Source organism: Spongiactinospora sp. TRM90649 (assembly GCF_029382225.1).
GTDB lineage: Bacteria > Actinomycetota > Actinomycetes > Streptosporangiales > Streptosporangiaceae > Spongiactinospora.
Genome location: NZ_JARLTC010000006.1, coordinates 310,721 through 334,543, shown reverse-complemented (window position 1 = coordinate 334,543; position 23,823 = coordinate 310,721). Strand labels below are relative to the sequence as shown.

At 70.2% G+C, this 23,823-nt stretch carries 26 protein-coding genes; 1 reads left to right on the top strand and 25 read right to left on the bottom strand.

What is annotated here, in order from left to right:
- Positions 1-32: 32 nt before the first annotated feature.
- From P3X83_RS08850 to P3X83_RS08745, 22 genes are all read right to left on the bottom strand, one after another.
- On the bottom strand, positions 33-929 hold the full coding sequence (locus tag P3X83_RS08850; protein ID WP_277304483.1) for a tyrosine recombinase XerC: 897 nt from the start codon (positions 927-929) through the stop codon (positions 33-35).
- 205 nt (positions 930-1,134) lie between these two features.
- Entirely contained in the window at positions 1,135-2,259 is a 1,125-nt protein-coding gene (dprA, locus tag P3X83_RS08845) for a DNA-processing protein DprA (protein WP_277304397.1), read from the bottom strand.
- Between the two features lie 206 nt (positions 2,260-2,465).
- Positions 2,466-4,016: a YifB family Mg chelatase-like AAA ATPase gene (locus P3X83_RS08840; protein ID WP_277304395.1), complete on the bottom strand. Its 1,551-nt coding sequence runs from the start codon at positions 4,014-4,016 to the stop codon at positions 2,466-2,468.
- Positions 4,017-4,379, bottom strand: a complete 363-nt coding sequence (locus P3X83_RS08835; RefSeq protein ID WP_346742693.1) for a YraN family protein — start codon at positions 4,377-4,379, stop codon at positions 4,017-4,019.
- A gap of 584 nt (positions 4,380-4,963) precedes the next feature.
- A complete protein-coding gene (locus P3X83_RS08830; protein ID WP_030511723.1) occupies positions 4,964-5,287 on the bottom strand; it encodes a DUF2469 domain-containing protein in 324 nt (107 codons plus the stop codon).
- Between the two features lie 36 nt (positions 5,288-5,323).
- Positions 5,324-6,031, bottom strand: a complete 708-nt coding sequence (locus tag P3X83_RS08825; RefSeq protein ID WP_277304392.1) for a ribonuclease HII — start codon at positions 6,029-6,031, stop codon at positions 5,324-5,326.
- Between the two features lie 37 nt (positions 6,032-6,068).
- Positions 6,069-6,722: a signal peptidase I gene (gene lepB / locus P3X83_RS08820; protein WP_277304390.1), complete on the bottom strand. Its 654-nt coding sequence runs from the start codon at positions 6,720-6,722 to the stop codon at positions 6,069-6,071.
- A 9-nt stretch (positions 6,723-6,731) separates the two neighbouring features.
- The gene (gene lepB, locus P3X83_RS08815) at positions 6,732-7,601 is read right to left on the bottom strand and encodes a signal peptidase I (protein WP_277304389.1); all 870 of its coding nucleotides are present in this window, start codon (positions 7,599-7,601) and stop codon (positions 6,732-6,734) included.
- A gap of 235 nt (positions 7,602-7,836) precedes the next feature.
- The gene (rplS, locus tag P3X83_RS08810; RefSeq protein WP_277304388.1) at positions 7,837-8,202 is read right to left on the bottom strand and encodes a 50S ribosomal protein L19; all 366 of its coding nucleotides are present in this window, start codon (positions 8,200-8,202) and stop codon (positions 7,837-7,839) included.
- Positions 8,203-8,452: 250 nt separating this feature from the next.
- Positions 8,453-9,217: a tRNA (guanosine(37)-N1)-methyltransferase TrmD gene (gene trmD / locus P3X83_RS08805; protein ID WP_277304387.1), complete on the bottom strand. Its 765-nt coding sequence runs from the start codon at positions 9,215-9,217 to the stop codon at positions 8,453-8,455.
- A 6-nt stretch (positions 9,218-9,223) separates the two neighbouring features.
- Entirely contained in the window at positions 9,224-9,763 is a 540-nt protein-coding gene (rimM, locus tag P3X83_RS08800) for a ribosome maturation factor RimM (protein ID WP_277304386.1), read from the bottom strand.
- Between the two features lie 85 nt (positions 9,764-9,848).
- Complete coding sequence (locus tag P3X83_RS08795; protein ID WP_277304385.1) at positions 9,849-10,091, bottom strand: RNA-binding protein; 243 nt, start codon at positions 10,089-10,091, stop codon at positions 9,849-9,851.
- A 1-nt stretch (position 10,092) separates the two neighbouring features.
- The gene (rpsP, locus tag P3X83_RS08790; protein WP_277304384.1) at positions 10,093-10,563 is read right to left on the bottom strand and encodes a 30S ribosomal protein S16; all 471 of its coding nucleotides are present in this window, start codon (positions 10,561-10,563) and stop codon (positions 10,093-10,095) included.
- A gap of 228 nt (positions 10,564-10,791) precedes the next feature.
- On the bottom strand, positions 10,792-12,336 hold the full coding sequence (gene ffh / locus P3X83_RS08785) for a signal recognition particle protein (protein WP_277304383.1): 1,545 nt from the start codon (positions 12,334-12,336) through the stop codon (positions 10,792-10,794).
- Positions 12,337-12,444: 108 nt separating this feature from the next.
- The gene (locus P3X83_RS08780) at positions 12,445-13,005 is read right to left on the bottom strand and encodes an ATP/GTP-binding protein (protein ID WP_277304482.1); all 561 of its coding nucleotides are present in this window, start codon (positions 13,003-13,005) and stop codon (positions 12,445-12,447) included.
- Positions 13,006-13,018: 13 nt separating this feature from the next.
- The gene (locus P3X83_RS08775) at positions 13,019-13,417 is read right to left on the bottom strand and encodes a DUF742 domain-containing protein (RefSeq protein ID WP_277304481.1); all 399 of its coding nucleotides are present in this window, start codon (positions 13,415-13,417) and stop codon (positions 13,019-13,021) included.
- A gap of 84 nt (positions 13,418-13,501) precedes the next feature.
- Positions 13,502-13,915 (bottom strand): roadblock/LC7 domain-containing protein, encoded by a 414-nt coding sequence (locus tag P3X83_RS08770; protein ID WP_346742697.1) that lies wholly within the window; start codon positions 13,913-13,915, stop codon positions 13,502-13,504.
- A gap of 67 nt (positions 13,916-13,982) precedes the next feature.
- A complete protein-coding gene (locus tag P3X83_RS08765; RefSeq protein ID WP_277304381.1) occupies positions 13,983-16,838 on the bottom strand; it encodes a nitrate- and nitrite sensing domain-containing protein in 2,856 nt (951 codons plus the stop codon).
- A gap of 388 nt (positions 16,839-17,226) precedes the next feature.
- Positions 17,227-18,492 (bottom strand): flavin-dependent oxidoreductase, encoded by a 1,266-nt coding sequence (locus P3X83_RS08760; RefSeq protein WP_277304379.1) that lies wholly within the window; start codon positions 18,490-18,492, stop codon positions 17,227-17,229.
- 13 nt (positions 18,493-18,505) lie between these two features.
- Positions 18,506-19,345: an ABC transporter permease gene (locus P3X83_RS08755; protein ID WP_277304378.1), complete on the bottom strand. Its 840-nt coding sequence runs from the start codon at positions 19,343-19,345 to the stop codon at positions 18,506-18,508.
- The gene (locus tag P3X83_RS08750) at positions 19,342-20,109 is read right to left on the bottom strand and encodes an ABC transporter permease subunit (RefSeq protein ID WP_277304377.1); all 768 of its coding nucleotides are present in this window, start codon (positions 20,107-20,109) and stop codon (positions 19,342-19,344) included. Before P3X83_RS08750 ends, P3X83_RS08755 begins: the two co-directional genes overlap by 4 nt.
- Complete coding sequence (locus P3X83_RS08745; RefSeq protein ID WP_277304375.1) at positions 20,106-21,083, bottom strand: ABC transporter substrate-binding protein; 978 nt, start codon at positions 21,081-21,083, stop codon at positions 20,106-20,108. Before P3X83_RS08745 ends, P3X83_RS08750 begins: the two co-directional genes overlap by 4 nt.
- Positions 21,084-21,349: 266 nt before the next feature.
- Here P3X83_RS08745 and P3X83_RS08740 point away from each other — a divergent pair, with 266 nt between their 5' ends.
- Positions 21,350-22,132 (top strand): ABC transporter ATP-binding protein, encoded by a 783-nt coding sequence (locus P3X83_RS08740; protein WP_277304374.1) that lies wholly within the window; start codon positions 21,350-21,352, stop codon positions 22,130-22,132.
- Here P3X83_RS08740 and P3X83_RS08735 read toward each other — a convergent pair.
- The 3 genes from P3X83_RS08735 to P3X83_RS08725 form a co-directional block, all read right to left on the bottom strand.
- The gene (locus P3X83_RS08735) at positions 22,120-22,671 is read right to left on the bottom strand and encodes an ATP/GTP-binding protein (RefSeq protein ID WP_277304480.1); all 552 of its coding nucleotides are present in this window, start codon (positions 22,669-22,671) and stop codon (positions 22,120-22,122) included. The genes P3X83_RS08740 and P3X83_RS08735 overlap by 13 nt on opposite strands.
- A gap of 225 nt (positions 22,672-22,896) precedes the next feature.
- On the bottom strand, positions 22,897-23,484 hold the full coding sequence (locus tag P3X83_RS08730; RefSeq protein WP_277304373.1) for an ATP/GTP-binding protein: 588 nt from the start codon (positions 23,482-23,484) through the stop codon (positions 22,897-22,899).
- Positions 23,465-23,773, bottom strand: a complete 309-nt coding sequence (locus tag P3X83_RS08725) for a DUF742 domain-containing protein (protein ID WP_346742696.1) — start codon at positions 23,771-23,773, stop codon at positions 23,465-23,467. Before P3X83_RS08725 ends, P3X83_RS08730 begins: the two co-directional genes overlap by 20 nt.
- Between the last annotated feature and the right edge of the window lie 50 nt (positions 23,774-23,823).

Below are 23,823 nucleotides of genomic sequence, written 5' to 3'. Positions count from 1 at the left end.
GGACATCGCAGACACCGCTGAGCGACCTGGGGTCAGGCTCGGGGATGCGCCTGGCGGTAGGCGGCTCTGAGCCGGTCGATGGAGACGTGGGTGTAGATCTGGGTGGTGTTCAGGGACGCGTGGCCGAGGATCTCCTGCACGCTACGGAGATCCGCGCCCCCTTCGAGCAGGTGCGTGGCCGCCGTGTGCCGCAGACCGTGCGGACCCATGTCGGGCGCACCCTCCACCTCCGCCAGCCGGGCGTGCACCACCCTGCGGACGGTGCCCGCGTCGATGCGCCCGCCCCTGGCTCCGAGGAACAACGCCGGGCCCGTGCCCTCTCTGATCCACAGCGGCCTGCCGCGTACGCACCAGTTGTCGAGGGCGTGCGCGGCCGGGGCGCCGAAGGGGACGCTTCTTTCCTTTCCCCCCTTACCGAGCACCCGCAGCGTCCGGCGTTCGCGATCGACGTCATCGACGTCGAGGCCGCACAACTCGGCGACGCGGACTCCGGTGGCGTAGAGCACCTCCATGATCGCCTGATCGCGCAGGGCCTTCGCGCCCTCCCGCTCGCCGCCGTCGAGGACGGCCCGCGCGTCGTCCTGTCCGAGGACGGCGGGCAGCTCCCGCCCGGCCTTGGCCGTGCCGAGCAGCAGTCCTGGGTCGTCCGCCAGCCAGCCTCGCCGGTGGGCGAACGTCGTGAACGCGCGGGCGCATGCCGTACGGCGGGCCAGCGTGGCGCGCGAGAGCCCGGCGCGGTGCTGCTCGGCCAACCACGCCCGCAGCACGCCGATGTCCAGTTGGGCCAAGCTCTCGACGCCCGTCTTCCGCAGGTGCCCGAGCAGCCCCTCGATGTCGGTCAGGTACGCCCACACGGTGTTCTGCGACAGCCCGCGCTCCAGCCGCAGGTGCCTCTCGAACGCCGCACGCGCCTCCTCCGGCGTCTGCAAGCCTCCCACCCCCGACCTTTCCTTCTCATCGCCCGCGATCTCCCTTCCCCACTATGCTCGCGAATCCTCCCGCTTCGCCGAATCGGCCCGGACCGCCGTCAGAAAGCCGGCGCCGGACACCTCGGACGCGGAACGCCCATAGGCCGCCGCACACGCGGCGAGATCGTGCGTGGAAGGCCGCCGGCCGTCACCTCCGGCCGGGACGTCATGAGCGGAACCTCAGGCGCCAGCCGTTCGGGCCGTGTTGGACATAGCCTGCGGCGGCGAGGGCTCCGAGGCGGCTCAGGGCGGTGGCCAGGTCTACGCCCGCGGCGACGGCGATGGTGGCCGGGCCGGCTCCGCGACCGCGGGATGGGACGGCGTCGAGGACGGCACGGGCCTCGGCGCTGAGGCTGTCCCGGGGGACGACCGGGGCTCTGGGTTCCGGGGCGAGGTCGGCGCCGATGCCGCCGATGAGATCGATCACCTCGGTCGGGCCGGTCACGCACTGGGCCTTGCCCTGGCGCAGCAGCAGGTGGCAACCGGCGGACGCCGCGGACGTGATCGGACCCGGCACCACGCCGACGTGGCGGTGCAGGGCGAGGGCGTGGTTGACGGTGTTGAGCGCGCCGCTCCGGAGGGCCGCCTCGACGACGACGGTTCCTCTGGAGAGGGCCGCGATGAGGCGGTTTCGTACGAGAAATCGGCTCCGAGTGGGATACATGCCAGGAGGCGACTCGCTGACCAGCGCTCCACGCTCTCGCACGGCGGCGAACAGGTCGTGATGGCCCGACGGGTAGCAGTAGTCGGTTCCGCAGGCGAGCACCGCGATGGTCGCCGCCTCCCCGGCCAGCGCGCCCCGGTGCGCGGCGGCGTCGATGCCGTAGGCGCCGCCGGAGACGATCGACCAGCCCGCCTCGCTCAGCTCGGCGGCGCAGGCGGTGGCGACGTGCACGCCGTACGGAGTGGCCGCGCGCGCCCCGACGACGGCGACGGACCTCAGGCAGGAGTACCGAAGATCGGCCGCACCTTTGACCCACAGCCCCGTAGGACGGCTCACCCCCAGGTCATCGAGTTGGGTGGGCCACTCGACATCACCGGGGACCACCAGCCTGGCCCCCTGGGAGTATCCGGTCGCGAGGTCACGGGCGGGATCGACCGCCAGCAGGCGGGCCCGCCACGCCGCCACGCGCGTCTGAAGGTCGCTGGGGCTCCTGCCGCTGTCACGCGCCAGCACACCGGCGCTGTTCGCCGCCAGGGAGCCGCCGCGAATCTGGGCCAGCGCCTCCACCGGGCCGCTCGTCTCCACCAGCCGGCCGAGCAGCGGATCGCCCGACTCGCCCGCCCGCATCAGAGCCACCCTGGCCAGGCGCCCCTCATCCCGGGTGCAGGCACCTGCCGGGCCCCCGACCGGTACCAACGCCCCACCGCCACCTGTGTGCTGGTGAGGGGCGGGAGACGGCGGATGGCCGTCGTCCATCTGAGTCTGGGCGAGCATCGGACTGTCGTCTCTCTCCGGCATGCCACCGGCGTCGGGCGGATTCTCCTCGTCGGCCGTCACTGGCCCACCCCCAGCCACAGGGCGAGCGCGGCGTTGGTCTCGTCGACCTCGGGGCGCTCTTTGCCCGCCAGATCGGCGAGGGTCCAGGCCACGCGGGTGACGCGGTCGAGGCCCCTGGCGCTGAGCGAACCGCTGTCGAGGCAGGCCGTGAGCGGCTTCATCGCGTCGTCCGGAGGCCGCAGGTCGCTGTGCAGCGCACTGGAGGACACCTCGGAGTTGGTGAGCCACGGGCTGCCGTTCAGCCGTTTGGCGGCCCGCTCGCGGGCCTGGACGACGCGCTCGCGCACGACCGTGCTCGGCTCGGCGAAACGACGGTCGGCCAGCAGTTCGCGACGGCTCGACCGGATGACGGCGACCTTGACGTCGACCCGGTCGAGTAACGGCCCGGACAGGCGGGCCAGATAGCGCCGTTTGACCATGGGCGTGCACTGGCAGGGCTCGGAAGGGCTCGCGGGTTGCGCGCACGGGCAGGGGTTCGCCGCCATGACGAGCATGAAACGCGCCGGGAAGGTGGTGGTTCCCGCCGCACGCGAGACAGTGACGACGCCGGACTCCAGTGGCTGGCGCAGTGAGTCGAGGACGGATGAGGCGAACTCGGGCGCCTCATCGAGGAACAGCACACCACGGTGGGCCATGGAGACCGCTCCGGGCCGGGGAACGGAGGTGCCGCCGCCCACGACTGCGGCGACCGTCGCCGTGTGGTGCGGGCTGACGAACGGCGGCGCCGAGAGCAGCGGCTGCCCCGATGGCAGCGCGCCCGCGATGGAGTGGATCGCGGTGACCTCCAGGGCGTGATCGAACCCCAACGGAGGCAGCAGCGTGGGCAGGCGCTCCGCCAGCATGGTCTTGCCGGTGCCCGGTGGTCCGAGCATCCAGAGGTTGTGCCCACCCGCCGCGCAGACCTCCAGCGCCTTGCGCCCCATCGGCTGACCGGCCACATCACGCAGGTCGGGAGCGGGGCGCTGCATGGTCTCTCCAATTCCGGTGGGATTCGGCCCGGCCAGATCTTCACAGGACGGCGGGCGGGCGGGATCGCCTTCGCGCAGCCACTCGACCAGCTGGCGCAGATGCTCCACCGGTATGACCGTCACACCGGGGACGAGGGCGGCCTCGGCCGCGTTGCCCGCGGGGACCACGACACTCGCGGCGCCCGCGTCGGCCGCCGCGACGATCGACGGGAGAATGCCGCGGACCACCCGGACACGTCCGTCGAGACCGAGTTCGCCGAGGAAGAACGGCTCGGCGACCCGCTCCCTGGGCACGATCCCGGCGGCGCCCAGCAGGCTGACGGCTATGGCGAGGTCGAACTGGCTCCCGCGTTTGGGGAGGCTCGCCGGAAACAGGCTGATCGTCACCCGGGTCTCCGGCCAGCCGTACCTGCTGTTGATCACGGCGGACCTGACGCGGTCACGGGCCTCGCTGAGAGCCGTGTCGAGCAGCCCGATCAGGTGGACGCCGGGGAGACCGTTGGAGATGTCGGCCTCGATCTCGATCACGTGACCGGTGACGCCCACCAGGGCGACACAGCGAGTTCTGGAGACGGCCATTCAGCACACCCCCCGCTCATGGTGGAGCGAGTACGCCGCGCCGAAGCGTTCGAGGGCGATGACATCGACCCGCACCGTGTCGAAGCGGACGGCCTGCCCGGCCAGCCACCGACCGACCAGGAACCGCAGGCGGGCCAGCTTCAGCGGGTTGACCGCCTCCAGCGCGGTGCCGTGGGTGCGACCGGACCGGGTCTTCACCTCCACCACGACCAGCGCCTGCCCGTCGCGGGCGACGATGTCTAGCTCACCCTCCCGGCACCGCCAGTTGCGGTCGAGGACTTCCCATCCGCGCGCCCGCAAGAAATCCACGGCCATCTGTTCGCCGCGTTTACCAAGATCGTCCTTGGCCGCCAAGGTGACCACCTCCGGCCACGACCTTCTCCCCTTTCGTCGCGCCCCGAGCGAGGAGAACCACGTTCTGTGGATAAGCGGGCACCAGTCGTGATCAGGCTCTGTGGATAAGGGCGCCGTGCGGTCGCGCAGCCGGGGAGTGGCTTCGGAATGGTGGGCGCCTCATGCGCCGTGGCTTGGGGCGAGCGGTACGAGACCTACGGGCTGACGGCGCTGCCCCACAAGGCTGCTGATCGCCCGTGCCGGGCCCCAGGGGCTCGCGGACACTCGCACGGAGGGCCTACGAGGTGGACGGCGAAGCGCTGGGGGCGTGCGGTCGCAGATGGGCCGTGCCTCGTGGGGCCGAGGTGCGGTGGGCCGATAGGACGGCGGAGCGCTGAGGGCCGTACTGCCGACGGGCCGCGCCGGGCGGAGGCCGCGGGCGAGGCGAGCCGTTCTGGGGGGAGGCCGGTGCCTATGGGGGGTGGGGACTACGGCGTGGTGACCCAAACGGGGTGGTGACCTAAGGGGTGGGGTTAGGCGGGGGTGGAGGGGTTTGTGGGCAGGGAGAGGCGGGCCGGTGGGGGTGGGCCGGCGGGAGGGTGGGGTGGTGGGGGTTAGGAGGAGAAGCCCTCCTTGGGCATTTCAAGGTCGGGCTTGGCCAGTTCTTCGACGTTGACGTCTTTGAAGGTGACTACGCGGACGTTCTTGACGAAGCGGGCGGGGCGGTACATGTCCCACACCCAGGCGTCCTGCATCTTCACGTCGAAGAAGACATCGCCGTTCTCGGCCGTGCGGACGTCCAGGTCGACGGAGTTGGTCAGGTAGAAGCGACGCTCGGTCTCTACGACATAGGTGAACAACCCCACGACGTCGCGGTACTCACGGTAGAGCTGCAGCTCCATCTCGGTCTCGTACTTTTCGAGATCTTCTGCGCTCATCCCGTCCTCCTGTCACGTGCCTCCCGGGCCGCCCGATCAGGCGACACCGGCCCCCACTTCATTCTCACCCATCTCGCTACCCAGCCCCGAACGCGCCACTGTGACGAAGGAGAAACGATGTTGCGGACAAGGGCCGTGGTTGGCGAGGGCAAGCCGGTGACCTGGGGTGACATACCCCTTATGCAAGGCAAAACCGTACTGGGGGTGACGCTCGTCCAGCTCCGCCATGATGCGGTCCCTGGTGACCTTCGCGACGATGGACGCCGCCGCCACGCATGCCGCGACCTGGTCGCCCTTCCAGATGGCCAGGGCGGGCGCCGGAAGGCCGGGGACCGGGAAGCCGTCGGTGAGAATGTAGCCGAGTTCGCAGGAGAGCCGCGCCACCGCGCGGCGCATGCCCGCGATGTTGCACTTGTGCAGGCCGCGCGTGTCGATCTCCTCCGGCGGGATCACCACGGTGGCGACGCCCTTGGCGGTCGCCAGGACGCGCTCGTAGAGCCTCTCGCGTACGGCCGGCACCACGAGCTTGGAGTCGCACAACCCGTCGATCGGGCGGCCGAGCACCACGGCGGACACCACGAGTGGCCCGGCGCAGGCTCCACGGCCCGCCTCGTCGACTCCGGCGATGGGCGTGAGCCCGCGCCGCGCCAGGGCCCGTTCGTAGGCGTAGAGGCCCGAGTCCCGCCGGACGACGCTCGGACGGGGCCGGAACGCCGGCGCGGGGGGGCGCGACACATCAGTCATGACAGCATCGAGGTTACGCGCTCCGGATCACCGAAAGCTATCGGACCCGATCGAAAGTCTCGGGCCTGGACAGAATGGTCGCCCGGGAGAAGGGCCAGACGATCGCGAAGGCTCGCCCGATGACGTCGTCCTCGTCGATCGGGCCGTGGTAGATCTCCCGGGAGTCGGACGAACCCGACCGGTGGTCGCCCATCACCCACAGCTTGCCCTTCGGCAACTTCTCCTTGAACCGCTGTTTGGAGGGGTAGTCGTCGGGATGGATGTAGGTCTCGTCCAGAGGCACGCCGTTGACCGACAGGCGTTTGGCGTCGCAGCACTCGACGGTGTCGCCGCCGACCGCGATCACCCGTTTGATGGTGTCCTGACCGTCCCAGCCTTTGAAGACCACGATGTCGCCGCGGTCGGCCGCGCCGTTCAGCTTGTTGACGACGACGCGGTCGCCGACCATCAGGGTGTTCTCCATGGAGCCGGACGGGATCCAGAACTGCCCGATCACGAAAGCCTGCAGCAGCAGCGCGACGACCACGCCGAGGGCGATCAGGCCGATCGTCTCGCGTAGGGTGCCGCGCTTCTTGCCGTCGGCAACGCCGTCGGCCTTACCCTCGGCCTCGCCGCCGGGCTTGCCGGCGGCGGACTCGTTCGGGTCGCCGGGCCGGTCGGTGTTGTCCTTGTCTCCGTCGGTCACGGTCATCGGGTACGGCTACCGCCTTCGCGTCAGACGACGGCGCACCAGCACCACCGGCACGGCCCCGGCGAGCCCGAGCAGCAGCGGGGCGGCCCCTCCGACGGCGCCCGCGGCCTTGAGCGCCGGCTGGGCGAACGTCTCGGGGATGGGCAGGGTGGCGGCGCGGGAGAACGGCCAGACGATGACGAAGGCCCGGCCCACGACGTGGTCGGCGGGGATGGTGCCGCCGCCGGGATCGCCCATGTGCGAGCGCGAGTCGAGGGAGACCGAACGGTGGTCGCCCATCACCCACAGCCTGCCCTGCTCGACGGTGACCTCGAAGTACCTGTTGGACGGCACGTCGCCCGGATAGAGGTAGCCCTCCTCCTCGATGGGCGTGCCGTTGACCGTGATCCGGCCCTTGGGGTCGCAGCACTTCACCTTGTCGCCGGGGATGCCGATGACCCGCTTGATGTAGTCCTTCTCGCCGGGCACGACGCCGAAGGCCGTGCCGACCCAGCGGAAGAAGCCCGCGACCGGGTTCGACGGCTCCTCGAACTGGACCTCGCCGTCCCAGGAGTCGACGCCGGAGAAGACCACGATGTCGCCGCGCTCGATGTCACGGGTGTGATACACGAGCTTGTTGACGAGGACCCTGTCATTGGTGAGCAGGGTGTTCTCCATGGACTCCGACGGAATGTAGAACGCCTGGATCACGAACGTCTTGATGACGAACGCGAGGACCAGCGCCACGACCACCAGGACGGGCAGCTCACGCCAGAACGAACCCTTTTTGTCCTTGCCCCGTTTTTTCGCGGTCTTCTTGGTTTCTTCCGCGACCACGTGCACCTCGTCCTCGGCAGGGGGATGCGCGGTCGCGCCAGACCCCGGGTCGTCGTTAGCCATCGCTGACGAGCCTAGATGATGCCCGGCGCCGGAGGGCGGGCAGATCGCCCCTGAAGACCCGCGCGTCGCCGCCCGCGCCGGGGTCGGGACCGGTCACGATCATGATTGCCCCATTCAGGTTGAGAGTCCGGATATGTCCCCTGGTAGGGGAACGTGAACGGCCCGCACCACAGGGGTGCGGGCCATTCGGACGATCGGCTCACCTGGTCCACACCCCTGGCGCGGACGAACGCGATCACTTGGCGGTGGGCAGGGCCTCACGCTTCTCGCGGATACGGGCCGCCTTGCCGCGCAGATCGCGCATGTAGTAGAGCTTCGCGCGGCGGACGTCACCACGGGTCACGAGCTGGATCTTCTCGATGACCGGGCTGTGCACCGGGAAGGTGCGCTCAACGCCGACGCTGTAGCTGACCTTGCGGACGGTGAAGGTCTCCCGCGCGCCACCACCCTGGCGGCGCAGCACGAATCCCTTGAAAACCTGGATACGGGACCGGTTGCCCTCGACGACGCGGACGTGAACCTCAAGCGTGTCGCCCGGACGGAAGTCCGGGACGTCGCTGCGCATCGAGGCCTTCTCGATCTCCTGGATCTGCGTGTGCATGACGGCGGTCCCTCATAAGACGGCGAGCGCGCGGAGGTCCACCCGGCCGCGCGGCTAGGCGCGGCATCGCGGCGGACGCGCGAGCTGACTGGTTTGACGTACAGGGTCTGAGATGCCGGGTCAACGAACCCGGCCGTGCCTGACCGACCGATGGACAGTCGGCAACAGCGACTCAGTTTGCCACATCTTCCGGCCACATCGAAATCGACCGGTCCGATCAAGCTCCGCTCAGGCTCCGATCAGACGCCCGTCAGGCGTCCGCGCCGCGCTCGGAGAGGACCTCGCGGTCGCGCTTGTCGAGCGACTCGTCGTCGAGCCCGGCCGCCAGCTCGGGCCGGTTGCTCAGCGTACGGCGGAGCGCCTCGTCACGCCGCCACCTGGCGATCTTCCCGTGGTGCCCGGACAGCAGGATCTCCGGCACGCGCCGCCCCCGCCACTCCGGCGGCTTGGTGTAGACCGGCCCTTCCAGCAGGTTGCGCATCGTGCCCGGCGCGAACGAGTCGTCGGTGGCCGACAGCTCGTTGCCGAGCACACCGGGCAGCAGGCGTCCGACCGCCTCCACCATGACCAGGACGGCGACCTCACCCCCGGCGAGCACGTAGTCGCCGATGCCGACCTCGTCCACCCGCATGCGCCCGCGGTATTCGTCGATCACCCGGGCGTCGATGCCCTCGTAGCGCCCGCAGGCGAAGGCCAGCCACGGCTCGGCGGCGTACTCCATCGCCAGTTCCTGCGTGAACGGCCGCCCGCTGGGCGTGGGCACCACGAGCCGGGGCTCCCCGGCGCCGGCCGCGGTGACGGCGTCGATCGCCTCACCCCAGGGTTCGGGTTTCATCACCATTCCGGGACCACCGCCGTACGGCGAGTCGTCCACGGTGCGGTGGACGTCGTGGGTCCAGTCGCGGAGCTGGTGCAGGGAGATGTCCAGGATCCCGCGCTCGCGCGCCTTGCCGATCAGTGAGACGTCGAGCGGCGCGAAGTACTCGGGGAAGATGGAGATGATGTCGATGCGCATGGGTCCTCAGACGGCCTCGTCCGGGTCGAGCAGGCCTGGCGGGGCGTCCACGACGAGCAGCCCGGCCGCGAGGTCCACCTCGGGCACCAGGGCGCGCACGAACGGCACGTAGACGTCGCGGCCGTCGTCCCGCCGTACGACCAAGAGGTCCTGGCCGTGGTGCAGGACGTCGGTGACGCGGCCCACCCGCTCGCCTCCGCCGCCGGACGCCGCCGAGGCGGACGTGGTCACGGAGAGGCCGATGAGCTGGTGGTCGTAGAACTCGTCGGGGTCGTCGAGCGGCGGGGCATCGTCGGACTCCGCGAGGAGCAGCACGCCGCGCAGATCGCCCGCGGCGTCGCGGTCGTGCACCCCGGCGAACCTGATCAGCAGGAACCCGGCGTGCGGGCGGACCTGCTCGATCACCAGGGGGCCGGAGGCGGGCGGATCGGTGGCGAGGGAGACGCCGGGCGCGAAGCGCAGCCCGGGATCGTCGGTCCGCACGTCCACGCTGACCTCGCCGCGCACGCCGTGCGGCCGGCCGATGCGTCCCACGACAAGCTGCACGGGAAAACCAACCTCCATGGCGCCCGCCGGGCGCCCCGGGAAACGCGGGCGGCCCACGACGCGGAGTCGCGGGCCGACCGGGGTGTCAGCGGGCTTCGTTCAGGTCGAGCAGGTCGACGCGAACGAATTTACCGTCGGCCAAGGCGCTGACGACGGTGCGCAGCGCCTTGGCGGTACGCCCGCCACGGCCGATGACCTTGCCGAGGTCGTCGGGGTGGACCCGGACCTCCAGCACACGCCCGGTGCGGATGCGCCGGGCGCGGACACGGACCTCGTCGGGGTGCTCGACGATGCCCTTGACCAGGTGTTCAAGGGCCTCCTCAAGCACCTCAGGCCCCGCCTTCCGAAGTCTCTTCGGCCGAGGCGGCGGGAGCGGCGGCGGCGTCGGCGGCGGGCTCTTCGGCCTTCTGCGACTTCCGCGACTTGCGCTGCGTGGTGGCGGCGGCGCCGGTGTCACCCGACAGCGACTCCTTGGCGGCGGCCTCGTAGATCGCGTGGCGGTCGGGCTTGGGCTCTGCCACCAGCAGCGGCGGCGGGGCGGGCTCGCCCTTGAACTTCTGCCAGTCGCCGGTCAGCTTGAGCAGCTTGAGCACGGGCTCGGTCGGCTGGGCGCCGACACCGAGCCAGTACTGGGCGCGCTCGGACTTGACCTCGATGCGCGAAGGGTTTTCCTTCGGGTGGTACAGACCGATCTCTTCGATCGCCCGGCCGTCACGCTTGGTGCGGCTGTCGGCGACGACGATGCGGTACTGCGGGTTGCGGATCATTCCGAGCCGCTTGAGCTTGATCTTGACTGCCACGGGTGTGGTCTCTCCTGGACATTTGAGCGTGGGTGAACGGCGTCTCATCGAGTGGGGCACGACGGGAAGACCGTCCGAGGGACAGACGACCGGCGGGGGTGAGAGGGCACCCGCATGGCCGTGTTGTTCCAACATGCCATTGTGCCAGACAGAACGGCATGCGGCGCAATCACAGGTGCATCGTGAACGGATTGGCCCGATGTGGCCGCCCCGCACACGAAGACTTGGTCAATTCTGGCCGGGAAGCTTGAGCTTGGAAGGGTCGAAACCGGGCGGGAGCTGCAACCCGGGGGGCAGCTTGCCCGCGCCGGGGACCTTGGGCGCGGGGATGCCGCTCTCGCCGCCGCCCTGGGGCTTCTTGCCCAACGCGGCCTTGCGCGGGTCTCCGCTGACCCTGCGGCCTTTCTTGGCCTTCTTCTGGGCCTTGGCGCTCTTTCGCGCGCCCCCCCCGGGCATGCCCGGTAGGCCCATGCCGCCCGCGACGCGCTTCATCATCTTCTGCGCCTCGAAGAAGCGCACCACCAGGCTGCTGACCTCGGTGACGCTGACGCCCGAGCCGCGGGCGATGCGCGCCCGGCGGGAGCCGTTGATGATCTTGGGGTCGGTGCGCTCGGCGGGGGTCATGGAGCGGATGATGGCGGCGACGCGGTCGAGGTCGCGGTCGTCGATCTGGTTGAGCTGGTCGCGCATCTGCCCCATGCCGGGCATCATCCCGAGCAGGTTCTTGATGGGGCCCATCTTCTGGACCATCGCCATCTGCTCGAGGAAGTCGTCGAGGGTGAAGCCGTCGCCCGAGGTGAGCTTGCCCGCCATCTTGGCGGCCTGCTCCTCGTCGAAGGTCTTCTGCGCCTGCTCGATCAGGGTGAGGACGTCGCCCATGTCGAGGATGCGCGAGGCCATCCGGTCGGGGTGGAAGGCGTCGAAGTCGGCGAGCTTCTCACCGGTGGAGGCGAACATGATCGGCCGTCCGGTGATGTGCCGCACCGAGAGGGCCGCGCCGCCGCGGGCGTCGCCGTCGAGCTTGGTGAGCACCACGCCGTCGAAGCCGACGCCCTCCATGAACGCCTGGGCCGTGGTCACGGCGTCCTGGCCGATCATGGCGTCGACCACGAAGAGGATCTCGTCGGGGGTGACGGCGTCGCGGATGTCGGCCGCCTGGCGCATCAGCTCCGCGTCGATGCCCAGCCGGCCCGCGGTGTCGATGATGACGACGTCGTGCTGCTGACGCTTGGCGTGCTCGATGGAGCGGCGGGCCACGTCGACCGGGTCGCCGACGCCGTTGCCCGGCTCGGGCGCGAAGACCGCGACCTCGGCGCGCTCGCCCATGACGGCGAGCTGCTGCACGGCGTTGGGGCGCTGCAGGTCGGCGGCGACCAGCAAGGGCGCGTGGCCCTGGTCGCGCAGCCAGCGGGCCAGCTTGCCGGCCAGCGTGGTCTTTCCTGAGCCCTGCAGGCCCGCCAGCATGACGACGGTCGGCGGGGTCTTCGCCAGCCGCAGCCGGCGCGTCTCGCCGCCCAGGATCTCGATCAGCTCGTCATTGACGATCTTCACGACCTGCTGGGCGGGGTTGAGCGCCTGGGAGACCTCGGCCCCTCTGGCTCGCTCCTTGACCTGGGCGACGAACGCCCGGACCACGGGCAGTGCGACATCGGCCTCCAGCAGCGCGATGCGAATCTCGCGGCAGGTCGCGTCGATGTCGGCTTCGGACAGGCGTCCCTTGGCACGAAGGGAGGAGAAGACCGATGTCAGGCGGTCGGAAAGCGTCTCGAACACGTGATGGCCAGCCTCTGCGCGTCAGGTCGTGCGTCAGGTCGCGCAGTCGCGCATGTTTTCATGCGGCGTCCTGCGACTCAGCCTCCCAGCCTAACCGCTGGGAGGCGTTCAGCGTCCCGTCCCCGGTACGGCCATGCGGATCGTCAGAGCGTGTTCCACCAAGGTGATCAGGGTGGACTTGACCGATTCGCGGGCTCGCGCGTCGGTCTTGACAATGGGGATGTGCGGGGCCAGGGTCAGCGCCTCGCGCAGGTCCTGCTCGGTGTGGGAGTACTCCCCGTTGAACCCGTTGACCGCCACCACGAAGGGGAGTTCGGCCTCCTCGAAGTAGTCAACGGCGGGGAAGCTGTCGGCCAGTCTGCGGGTGTCGATCAGCACGACCGCGCCGATCGCGCCGCGCACCAGGTCGTCCCACATGAACCAGAAACGGTGCTGTCCCGGAGTGCCGAACAGGTAGAGGATCAGGTCGCGGTCCAGCGAGAGGCGGCCGAAGTCCATCGCCACGGTGGTGGTCGACTTGTGCGGCGTCAGCGCGGTGTCGTCGATGTCCGCGCTCGCCTTCGTCATCACCGCCTCCGTGGTGAGCGGCAAGATCTCCGAAACCGCGCCGACGAACGTCGTCTTCCCGACGCCGAAACCACCGGCCACGACGATCTTCGTCGAGGTCAGGCCGCCGTTCCGGCTAGAGCCTGCGAAGTCCACTGAGCACCCTTTCCAACAGGTTGAGATCCGGCTTGCCCGCCTCCAGCGTCGTCTGGTGCACCTGGACAAGACCCTCGGCCGCCATGTCGGCGACGAGGATCCTGGTGACGCCGAGCGGGACACGCAGCATCGCGGAGATCTCCGCGACCGACCGCACCTGCCGGCACAGGGCGCTGATCGCCTGGTACTCGGGAGGCCGGTGGGTCAGATCGTGATGTAGGGACGTCGACGAGGAGACCAGGGCCTCCACGGCGAGCTGCGTGCGGGGCGCGGTGCGCCCTCCCGTCACGGCGTACGGCCTGACCAGGGAGCTCTGCTCCAAGGCCGGGGGCGGCGCGACATAGTGCGCCCCACCCGGAGGCCGGGTGGGGTCGTCCATGGGGTTGTACGACCGCCCCTCCCGGGGATGGCCGTCTTCATGAAAGCCGTGGCCTGTCACGGCGCCCTCCTAGGGTCCCGGCCATCACCGCGGATGCGCGGCTTGGAGCTCCGCGCGGACGGCGGGCGTGAGGACCTGTCCCGCCCGCTCCACGAGGAGCGTCATCTGGTAGGCCACGAGACCCATGTCACAGTCGGCCGCGGCCAAAACCGCCAGGCACGACCCGTCGCTGATGGACATGATGAGGAGCAGCCCGCGCTGCATCTCCACCACCGTCTGGGTGACCGGCCCTCCCTCGAACACCCTCGACGCCCCCTGGGTGAGGCTGATCAGGCCCGCCGCCACGGCGGCGAGCTGGTCGGCCCGGTCTCTCGGAAAGCCCTCGGAGAAGGCCAGCGGGAGGCCGTCCGAGGACACCACGACCGTGTGCGCCACCCCCGGCACGTTGTGGACGAAGTCGGTGATCAGCCAGTTGATCCCGCGCGCCGCCTGGCTCAGCTCTCGCACTGCCCCTCCTCGGTGGCCCGCTTCCAGGTGATCGTGAAGTGCCGACGAACCCGCTCGGTCACGAGTCCTCCTCGCTCGCTTCGACGTTCCGGATGAGGTCTGGGCGCGCTCGGCCGTCCTCCGGCTCCCCGCGCGCCTCGGCGCGGCCCTGCCGTACGCCCTGCTGGAGGCCGGACAGGCGATCGCGGACCACTTCCGGCGACACGGCCGGACGGCGGGCGACCGGCGCCGAGGGCGGCGGCGGAGGCCCGGTGCCCTCGACGGCGCCGGGCACCAGGTTTGCCCTGGGGACCCGCCTGGGCAGCCCGATCCCGGTGACGCCGCCACGGGTGGGACCGTCGGCCACCCGATCCGCGGCCCGGAAGCCGGGATCGGCCGGGGAGATCCACGGGGAGGAGGCGTCGTCCGCCGGTCCCTCGGGAACGTCCGGGTGTTCGGGGATGTCCGGCGCGCGGAACCAGTCGGACTCCACCGTCGAGTAGACGGGCAGGCGCTCCTCAGGCGGGCCGGGCGGGCCGACGCCGTTCGCGGCGTTGTCCAGCGCCCTGTCGTGGATGCCGGTGATCCGTTCGATGGGCCCGGTGGCCTCGGCCGGGTCGTAGCCGTCATAGGCGTCGTGGGCGGCGTAGGAGCCCTGCCGGGGCACCCGTACGGCCCAGCCCCCCGAAGGGCCGCCGTACGGGTCCTCCCAGGACTCCGCGCGGCCCCCTGACCCGTCCTGCGGGGTGAACACCGAGCCGCCGGGGACGCCGCCGGGGATTCCGCCGTGGCCCCCGGCGAACATCGGGTCGCTCACCGGCCCGCCCGTCGGCCCGCTCACAGGTCCGGGTGCGTCGAACGGCGTGGACGGCCCGGCGAGCGCCGCCTGCCGCTCGTGCGCCGCCCGGGAGGCGTGGCTCCACTCGTCCGGCGCGGCCAGCAGCGCGTCCGGCAGGAGCACCATGGCGGTGAGCCCGCCGTTCTCCTGCTGGCGGAGCTGGACGCGGATGCCGTGTCGCAGCGCCAGCCGTCCTACCACGAACAGCCCCATCCGCCGCGACACCGAGACGTCCACTACGGGCGGGTTGGCCAGCCGCCAGTTGGCCTGGGACAGCTCGGCGCCGGTCATCCCGATGCCGAAGTCGCTGACCGAGATCATCAGCCCGCCGCCGTCGATCCGGTTCGTGGAGACGGTCACGACGGTCTCGCTCGGCGAGAAGGAGATCGCGTTCTCCAGCAGCTCGGCCAGCAGGTGCACGACGTCGTTGACGCCGCTGCCCAGGACGGCCGGGCCGCTGGGTATGCGCAGGTTGGCCCGCTCGTAGTTCTCGACCTCCGAGAGGGCGGCGCGGGCCACGTCGATGAGCGGCACCGGCTGGCTCCAGCGCCGCGCGGGCTCCTGCCCGGCGAGGACCAGCAGGTTCTCACTGTTGCGGCGCATGCGGGTGGCCAGGTGGTCGAGCCGGAACAGGTTCCCGAGCCGGGTTTCGTCTTGTTCGCCCTGTTCGAGTGACTCGATCATGGTGAGCTGGCGCTCCACGAGGGTCTGGCTGCGCCGGGAGAGGTTGACGAACATCGCGTTGACGTTGTTGCGGAGGGCGGCCTCCTGGCCGGCCAGCCGTACGGCCTCGCGGTGCACCTCGTCGAACGCGCGGGCCACCTCACCGATCTCGTCGCGGGTGACCGCCCCGGGCAGCAGGTCCTCCGGGGTGGGTGCCTCGCCGCCCTCCCGGAGGCTGTTGACCGTCTCGGGGAGCCTGCGCCCGGCGACTTCGAGCGCGGCGTCGCGCAGCCGCCGCAGCGGGCCCACCAGCGATCTGGCCATCAGCGTGGTGATCAGCAGGACCACCAGCAGCAGCGCGCCGACCACGAGGGTGACGACCAGCGCGTTGCCGCTCTCCTCGGCGCGCGATCGGTCGGCGGCGGACACGATCGAGCCGCCGAGGCCGATCTCCACGAGCCGCATCCGCTTGATCGTGTCGCTGGACGCGTCGAACCAGCGGTCCAGGTCGCGTGGGTTGAGCGGGTTCATGCCGGGCGCGGCCTGCCCGGTCGCGGCGATGAGCGCGCGCAGGCGCATGTGCTCGGCCCGGTCCACCCGCTGCCCGGTGACGGTGTCGTCGTAGGCCTGGCGCTGCGCGGGGGTCGCCGTGGCGTCGAACGCGGCCAGGGCGCTCTCCCGCTGGGCGCGGGCGGTGACGAAGGTGTCGAGGAGCGTCGTGGTGAAGGAGCCCGAGGCGATGGCGACCGACAGCACGGCCCGTTCGGTGGACGCGTGCTCCTTGGCCTGGGCGAGCGCGGCGAAGGCGGCCGCCCCTGCGGTCAGCTCCTCCGCGTCGGCCGAGATGCCCTGGGCGATCTCCCCGTGGACGGCGAGCAGGTCGCCGATCAGCGCGTCGTAGCGGTACAGCACGGGCTCGGCGGACACCTGGGTGCCCGACACGGCCAAGCGGATGTCGTCGAGCTGTTTCAGCCGGGCGCGGACCTGGTCGATCTTGCCGGTCAGGCGCCTCGGCCCCTCGTCGGCCGTCGCCTCGCTCAGGCGGGCGTTCACCCGCTGCCGCAGGCGGTCCACGGTCTCCTGCTCGTGCAGCCGCAGCCGGTCGAGGTCTTCGGCGGCCCGCCCCGCGGCCACGAAGCGGACGGCGAGGTCGCGTTCGAGCTCGACCTCGTGCGCGAGGCCGCCGAGCAGGATGGCCAGGGAGGCGATCTCGCCCGCGCGCTCGTACTCGCCCGCCTCGGCGACGGAGTCGGCGATCCGCAGGCCGCCGAGGATGACTCCGGCCAGGGTGGGGATGAGCACCAGCGTGATCAGGCGGGTGCGGACCCGCCAGTCGCGCAGAGACGTGCGGCCGCCGTCCCCTCCGGCGGGAGCGGGGGTTTTGGTCCCTTTTCCGCCGTCGATCGCGCGCGCCCCCTCGCGATACGCGCGCATCCCGCCCCGCTCCCCCTGCGTGGCGCCGGCCGCCCGAGGGGCGTCCCAAAGGCCGCGAGTGCCGCCCGTCCGGTCCCCTGGCGCGGCCTGCGCACCGAGTGGCGGACCTACGGGCGCGGGTAAGGCACCCGGGCCGCGACCATCGCGGCCCGCGGGGGATGTTGCAGTCATTAGCGTGCGGAACCTCTCCTCGGACGCCTCGTGGGGCGGAAGTACGTCAGTGCGCCGAGCGTGCGCGGGGCCACAACGTATAGATGGGGCGGGGGTTCATTTGAGCACAGATCGTGAAGCTCGGCCAATGCCTCATAGGCACCAATTTTCATTTAAATCACAATTGTCCGCTACACGAATCGAACTCGCCGTAACCCGCATTAGAGGCTGACCGGAACTACCCGACGGCCCACGATGGACGCTCGTTGAGCGTGCGTACGTCCATGTCGGTGATCCGCTTCATCACGACGGACATATCGGCCAACTCCGCAGGCGTGAGCACGTCCGCGATATCGGCGAAGCCGTCCGGCGCGCGTTCCTGGACTTTACTGATCGTCTCTTCCATCGGAAGCTCACGGTGTGCGAGAACGAGTTTTCCGGTTGGTTCGCGACGTTCGCCCTCATAATCATCCAGAGCCGCGCTCACATTAGGCGCGCGAACCGCGAGCGAACGGGCGAGGAACCGGGCGTCCAGGACGGCCTGCGACCCGCCGTTGGCGCCGATCGGATACATCGGATGCGCCGCGTCGCCCAGCAGGGTCACCCGGCCGCTCCCCCACCGGGGCAGCGGGTCCCTGTCCACCATCGGATACTCCAGGATCCGGTCCGTCGCGCGGATCAGCCCGGAGACGTCGAGCCAGGGCAGCCGGAAGCCGGCGAAGTGCGGCAGCACGTCGTCCGCCGATCCGGCCTTGGACCAGTCGGCCACCGGGGCCGGTCCCGGGTCGTGCAGCTTCACCTCGGCCACCCAGTTGACGGTCGCCCGGCCACGGGCGCCCTCCCGCGCCGAGATCGGGTAGGCGACGAACTTGGCCGACAGGTTGGATCCCGCGACGATCACCGTCGAGCCGTCCAGGTACTCGTCCTGATCGGCCGCGACGCCGCGCCACATCCGGATGCCGCCCCACTGCATCGGGCCCTCGTCCGGGTGCAGCCGAGCCCGGACGACCGAGTTGACGCCGTCGGCCCCGACCAGCAGGTCGGCGCGCTCCTCGCGCTTCTCGCCGGAGCGCACGTCGCGCAGCAGTGCAGTGACGCCGGTGGCGTCCTGGTCGAAATCCTCGAACGCCAGGCCGGTCCGCACCCGGTCGTGGCCGAGCCGTTCGCGCACCGCGGCCAGCAGCAGCATCTGCAGCTCGCCCCGGTGGATCGAGTACTGCGGCCACAGGTAGCCCGCGTCCAGCCCGCGCCGCGTGGCCAGGATCGTCCCGCCGTAGCGGTCGGTGAAGGTCATATAGGTGGTCGCGATCCCGGTCGCGGCCAGCGCCGGGCCGAGCCCCAGTTCGGTCAGCTCGCGTACGGCGTGCGGCTGCAGGTTGATCCCGACCCCGAGGGGTCCCAGCTCGGCCGCCGCCTCCACGACGACGCAGTCGACTCCCGCGGCGTGCAGGCTCAGGGCGGTGGCCAGTCCACCGATGCCCGCCCCGACGATCATCACGTGCATGCGCACTCCCCGTTCATGTGGCGCGGGCACCGGTATGCCAGCGCAGCCAGCGGCGTTCGACCAACGCGAACGCCGCGTTGAGCAGATAACCCAGCACTCCCAGAAACACGATGCCGGCCCACATGTCGGCCAGTTCGAAGTCGCGCTGCGAGTCCATCAGATGTGCCCCGATCCCCGCCGTGCCACCGCTCAGCTCCGACAGAACCATCAGGATCAGCGCCAGGCCGATGCCGATCCGAAGCCCGGCGACGATCTTCGGGGCGGCGGCGGGAAGGATCACCGAGAACAGCCGCCTCGGCCCGCGCACGCCGAAGACCTCGGCGGTGTCGAGGTGGAGCCGGTCCACCGCGCGGACGCCCGCCGCGGTGTTCAGCAGCACCGGCCAGATCACGCCGAACACGATCGTCGCCACCTGCATCGAGGTGCCGAGCGCGAAGACGGCGAGGAACACCGACAGCAGCGTGGGCGGCGGTACGGCCCGGCCGAAGTGCACGAGCGGCTCGGCGAGGTCGGCCAGGGTCCGCGACAGCCCGAGCGCGACGCCGAGGGCCACCCCGGCGAGGCTGGTCAGCAGCCATCCGGCGAACAGGTTGAACAGGCTCGGCCCGAAGTCGGCCAGGGCCGCCTCGGTCAGGAAGAGCCGTCCGGGCGGGCCGGAGAACCACAGTTCGTACCCGGCGGCGACGATCTCCGACGGCGGCGGGAAGTACTCCTCGCGGACCTGGCGGGTCACCGCCTCCCAGATCCCCACGAAAAGCGCGGCCAGCCACAGCCTGCTCACCACCCACCGCACGGCCGCGAGCAGCGGGCGCGTCACACGCCCCGCCGCGAGCCGGTGCGGCGCCGTCCTCACGTGACCGCCTCCGTCCGTACGGCGTGCCACCGGAACGCCGTGCGCTCGGCCCATTCCATCAGCGTGTTGACCAGCAGCCCGAAGGTCCCCGCCCACAGCGCCACCGCCAGCGTGACCTCGCCCGCGCCGCCGCCGCTGCGCGCCCGGATCAGCACGATCCCGATCCCCGACTCTCCCCCGCCGAACAGTTCCGCACCGATCACGACGACCAGGCCGATCCCGGCGGACACGCGCACGCCGGTGGCCACGAAGGGCGCGGCGCTGGGCAGCGAGACCCGCCACAGCACGGAGAGCGGCCCGAACCCGAAGGCGCGCAGCGCGTCCTTGGCGAGGGGGTCCACATCGCGCAGCGCGTAGATGGTGTTGAGCAGGATGGGCCAGATCGCCGCGTAGCACACGAGCGAGACCTTCATCTCGGTCTCCGACCCGGACAGCAGGATGGCGGGCGGGATCAGCGCGACCGAGGGGATCGGCCGCAGGAACTCCACCAGCACGCCGCCCGCCCTGCTCAGGAACGGCACAGAGCCCAGCAGCACGCCGAGGAGCACGGCGGCGGCGGTGGCGATGACCAGTCCGATCGCCCACGCCGTGACCGTGTCGGCCGCGTTCATCAGGAACTCGGCGTCCGTGGCCAGGACGAGGAAGCGCACGGCCACCTGGGAGAAGGGGGCGACGTCCACGACGCCGGAACGCGTCAGCGCCTCCGCGACGGCCGCCGCCGCGAAGACGCCGATCGCGCCGCGGGCGGCGCGCCCGATCCTCATCCGGAGGTGGGGACGATGAGCCCCCCTACATCGAGCGCGTTCTCCAGCAGGCCGTACTCGCGCATGAGGTCGGCCACCCGCTGCAGCCGGCTGGCGCTCACCGAGGTGGGGAAGGATCCGATGGCCAGGCTGCCCGCGATCGGCGACTGGATGGTGGTGTACGTCGGGATGATGGAGACGACCTTGGCGCGGTCGGCGGCCAGCGCCTGCGCCTTGGCCATGGCGCGCTGGAAGGCGGCCAGCGTCTTTGGGTTCTTCTGGGCGAACTCGGCCGTGGTGGCGTAGCCCGCGATCGGGAAGTCGGCGGTCGCCCCCTGCGAAGTGTCCCAGATGATCTTGCCGCCGATGGACTGGCTGATCAGCGTCCCGAACGGCTCGACGACCATCGCGGCGTCCACCTTCTTGGCCCGCAGCACGCTCTCCATGTCGGGGAAGGGGAACTCCACGAAGTCGCGTTCCTCGTTCAGCTCGACGCCGTGCGCGCTGGCGGCCACGCGGACCAGCAGGGTGCCGATGTTGCGCCGGGTGTTGACCGCGATGGTGCGGTCCTTCAGGTCGGCGGGCGAGGTGATCGGGCTGTCCTTGGGCACCATGATCACGTGTGTCTTGGGCGCGCTCTGGAACCCGTCGGCGACCACCTTCAGGTCCAGCACCTTCTTGGAGGCGGCGCCGAAGAAGGAGACGTAGTTGCCGAAACTGATGTCCAGGGAGCCCTTCTTCAGTTTCGGAATGGCCTCGGCGCCGCCGGCCAGCATCTGCACCTTGACGTCCAGTCCTTCGTCCGCGAACAATCGCTCGGCGATGCCGAGCTGCAACGGCGCGGTGTCCACGACCGGAATCGACCCGACGGTGATCCGGGTCTTCTCCAGGCCCGCGCCGGCCGAGGGTTGCGCGGAGGTGGTTCCGCCACCGCCGCCGCATCCGGCGGCGAGAAGGAGGGTGATGAGCGCGGTCAGTGAGGTGCGGAGTTTCATGGATCCTCCGAACTGCGCTGGGCAGGAGAAACGATCTCTGGCGGGAACGGAGTGGATCGTAGCGCACAAATATCGCTTTCCACGCCTTTTATCACTCCAGTATCAAATTTCTCAAACCATCTCGACCCTCACCCCTTTAACCGACATATCGTAGCTAATCGGACATGTCGTGGCCCAACCGGTTACGGCTCCGCTAGAGTCCGTAGGAGCTCGGGAAACGAGCACCCGCGAGATGAACGAGCACGATCGGCGCACGGGGATTCGACTTGCTGGAGATTGCCGGCCTCACCCACACGTACGGCGGAGGCGACACCGCGCACACCGCCATTGCCGAGGTCGATCTGAACGTCGCCGAAGGCGAACTGGTATGCGTGGTCGGGCCGTCCGGCTGCGGGAAATCCACATTGTTGCGTTCCATTGCCGGGCTCATTGAACCCACCGGCGGCAGTATTCGGATCGACGGCGTCGAGGTGCGCCGGATTCCGGACAACCTCGCGGTGGTCTTCCAGGATTACAGCAGGTCGCTTTTCCCGTGGATGACGGTCATCGACAACGTCTCGCTACCGCTGCGCCGCAAGGGCATGGACCGCAGACGGCGGCGCGCCGCCGCGCTGGACGCGCTGGGACAGGTCGGCCTTTCCGACGTCGCGCGGAAATACCCCTGGGAGCTGTCCGGCGGGATGCAGCAGCGTGCCTCGATCGCGCGGGCCATCGCCTACCGGCCGGCGCTGCTGCTGATGGACGAGCCGTTCGGGTCGGTGGACGCGCAGACCCGCGAGGACCTGGAGGATCTCGTGCTCGCGGTCCGCCGTACGCACGGGATGACGATCCTGCTCATCACCCATGACATCGATGAGAGCGTTTACCTGGGCGACCGGGTGGCGGTGCTCTCCAGGTCACCGGGAACGGTGATCGCCGACCTGCGGGTGGACCTGCCGTCGCCTCGCGAGCAGATCACCACCCGGCAGCACCCGGAGTTCGTCCGGCTGCGCGCCGAGGCGGGCCGCCTGATCCGCGCGAGGGTCCGCGAGACGGCTCAGACCCCGTAGGCCGCGCGCATGGTCAGCGCGTGCTCGACCAGGGTGATCAGAGCCTCCTTCACCGACTGCCGCGACCTGGCGTCGGTGCGCACGATCGGGATGTGCGGCGCGAGCGTCAGCGCCTCCCGGATCTCCTCCTCGCCGTGCGGGAAGACCCCGTTGAAGCCGTTCAGGCCGACCACGAAGGGCAGCCTGGCCTCCTCGAAGTAATCGATGGCGGGGAAGCTGTCGGCGAGCCTGCGGCTGTCCACAAGGACGACGGCGCCGATCGCGCCGCGTACCAGGTCGTCCCACATGAACCAGAAACGGTGCTGTCCCGGAGTGCCGAACAGGTACAGGATCAAGTCGCGTTCGAGCGTCACCCGGCCGAAGTCCATCGCCACGGTGGTGGTGGTCTTGTCGGGGGTGAGGCCGATGTCGTCGATACCGGAGCTGGCGTCGGTCATCACCGCCTCCGTGGTCAGCGGCAGGATCTCCGAGACCGCGCCCACGAAGGTGGTCTTGCCGACGCCGAACCCACCCGCCACGACGATCTTCGTCGAGGTCAGGCCGCCACTTCGACTAGAGCCTGCGATGTCCACTTAGCACCCTTTCCAGCAAACCGGCTCCGGCTTGCCGGCCCCATGCCTCCGAACGGAGCCTGCGGCACAGCTCGCTGTTGGCACGTTACTCCCTGGTGAGTGACATTTTGAGTGGGTTGGACATCTCCGGGATAACAACCGTCAATAACCTCCGTTGCTCACACGCCTGCCCATACGTCGCCCCCGGGTCGCCTACACCTGGGCGCCGTACGACGCCCTGACCTGAACGACGTACTCCACCAGCGTGATCAAGGTGGACTTGACCGATTCACGGGACCTGGCGTCGGTGCGCACGATCGGGATGTGCGGCGAGAGCGCCAGCGCTTCCCGCACGTCGTCCTCAACGTGCGGGAACTGCCCGTCCCAGCCGTTGACGCCGACGATGAACGGCAGGCCCGCCTCCTCGAAGTAGTCGATGGCGGGGAACCCGTCGGCCAGCCTGCGGGTGTCGATCAGTACGATCGCGCCGATCGCGCCGCGCACCAGGTCGTCCCACATGAACCAGAAACGGTGCTGGCCCGGCGTGCCGAACAGGTACAGGATCAGGTCGCGGTCCAGCGACACCCGGCCGAAGTCCATCGCCACGGTGGTGGTGGTCTTGGTCGGTGTGAGCGCCAGGTCGTCGATTCCGGTGCTGGCGTCGGTCATCACCGCTTCGGTCGTGAGCGGCAGGATTTCCGACACCGCGCCCACGAAGGTGGTCTTGCCGACGCCGAAGCCGCCCGCGACGACGATCTTCGTTGAGGTGAGACCGCCGCCGCTAGAGCCTGCGTAGTCCACTGAGCACCCTTTCCAGCATGTGCAGATCTGGCTGACCCTCGTTGAGATGCGGCTGGTGGAGGCGCACAAGGCCCTCGTCGGCCATGTCGGCCACCAGCACGCGCGCCACGCCCAGCGGAACCCGGAGGAGCGCGGAGATCTCGGCCACCGATCTGACCGATCGGCACAGCACGACGATGCTCTCCTGCTCCGGGGTGAGCAGCGCGAGATCGCTGTCCAGCATGGCGTAGGAGGAGACCAGCGTTTCCATCGCCAGGTGATAGCGCGGCTCGACGCGACCACCCGTCATCGCGTATGGACGGAACAGGGGCTCTTCGTCCCCGGCCCCGTCAGTGCCGC

Excerpts from the sequence above, each read along its gene's own strand:
- rplS (WP_277304388.1), bottom strand. The coding sequence starts at position 8,202 with ATGCACACGCAGATCCAGGAGATCGAGAAGGCCTCGATGCGCAGCGAC.
- P3X83_RS08775 (WP_277304481.1), bottom strand. The coding sequence starts at position 13,417 with ATGGACGACCCCACCCGGCCTCCGGGTGGGGCGCACTATGTCGCGCCG.
- dprA (WP_277304397.1), bottom strand. The coding sequence starts at position 2,259 with ATGCGGGCGGGCGAGTCGGGCGATCCGCTGCTCGGCCGGCTGGTGGAG.
- P3X83_RS08760 (WP_277304379.1), bottom strand. The coding sequence starts at position 18,492 with ATGCACGTGATGATCGTCGGGGCGGGCATCGGTGGACTGGCCACCGCC.
- P3X83_RS08725 (WP_346742696.1), bottom strand. The coding sequence starts at position 23,773 with ATGACGGGTGGTCGCGTCGAGCCGCGCTATCACCTGGCGATGGAAACG.
- lepB (WP_277304390.1), bottom strand. The coding sequence starts at position 6,722 with ATGACCGTGACCGACGGAGACAAGGACAACACCGACCGGCCCGGCGAC.
- P3X83_RS08745 (WP_277304375.1), bottom strand. The coding sequence starts at position 21,083 with ATGAAACTCCGCACCTCACTGACCGCGCTCATCACCCTCCTTCTCGCC.
- P3X83_RS08830 (WP_030511723.1), bottom strand. The coding sequence starts at position 5,287 with ATGAGCGCAGAAGATCTCGAAAAGTACGAGACCGAGATGGAGCTGCAG.
- P3X83_RS08750 (WP_277304377.1), bottom strand. The coding sequence starts at position 20,109 with ATGAGGATCGGGCGCGCCGCCCGCGGCGCGATCGGCGTCTTCGCGGCG.
- P3X83_RS08840 (WP_277304395.1), bottom strand. The coding sequence starts at position 4,016 with ATGGCCGTCTCCAGAACTCGCTGTGTCGCCCTGGTGGGCGTCACCGGT.
- P3X83_RS08825 (WP_277304392.1), bottom strand. The coding sequence starts at position 6,031 with ATGACTGATGTGTCGCGCCCCCCCGCGCCGGCGTTCCGGCCCCGTCCG.
- P3X83_RS08765 (WP_277304381.1), bottom strand. The coding sequence starts at position 16,838 with ATGCGCGCGTATCGCGAGGGGGCGCGCGCGATCGACGGCGGAAAAGGG.
- trmD (WP_277304387.1), bottom strand. The coding sequence starts at position 9,217 with ATGCGCATCGACATCATCTCCATCTTCCCCGAGTACTTCGCGCCGCTC.
- lepB (WP_277304389.1), bottom strand. The coding sequence starts at position 7,601 with ATGGCTAACGACGACCCGGGGTCTGGCGCGACCGCGCATCCCCCTGCC.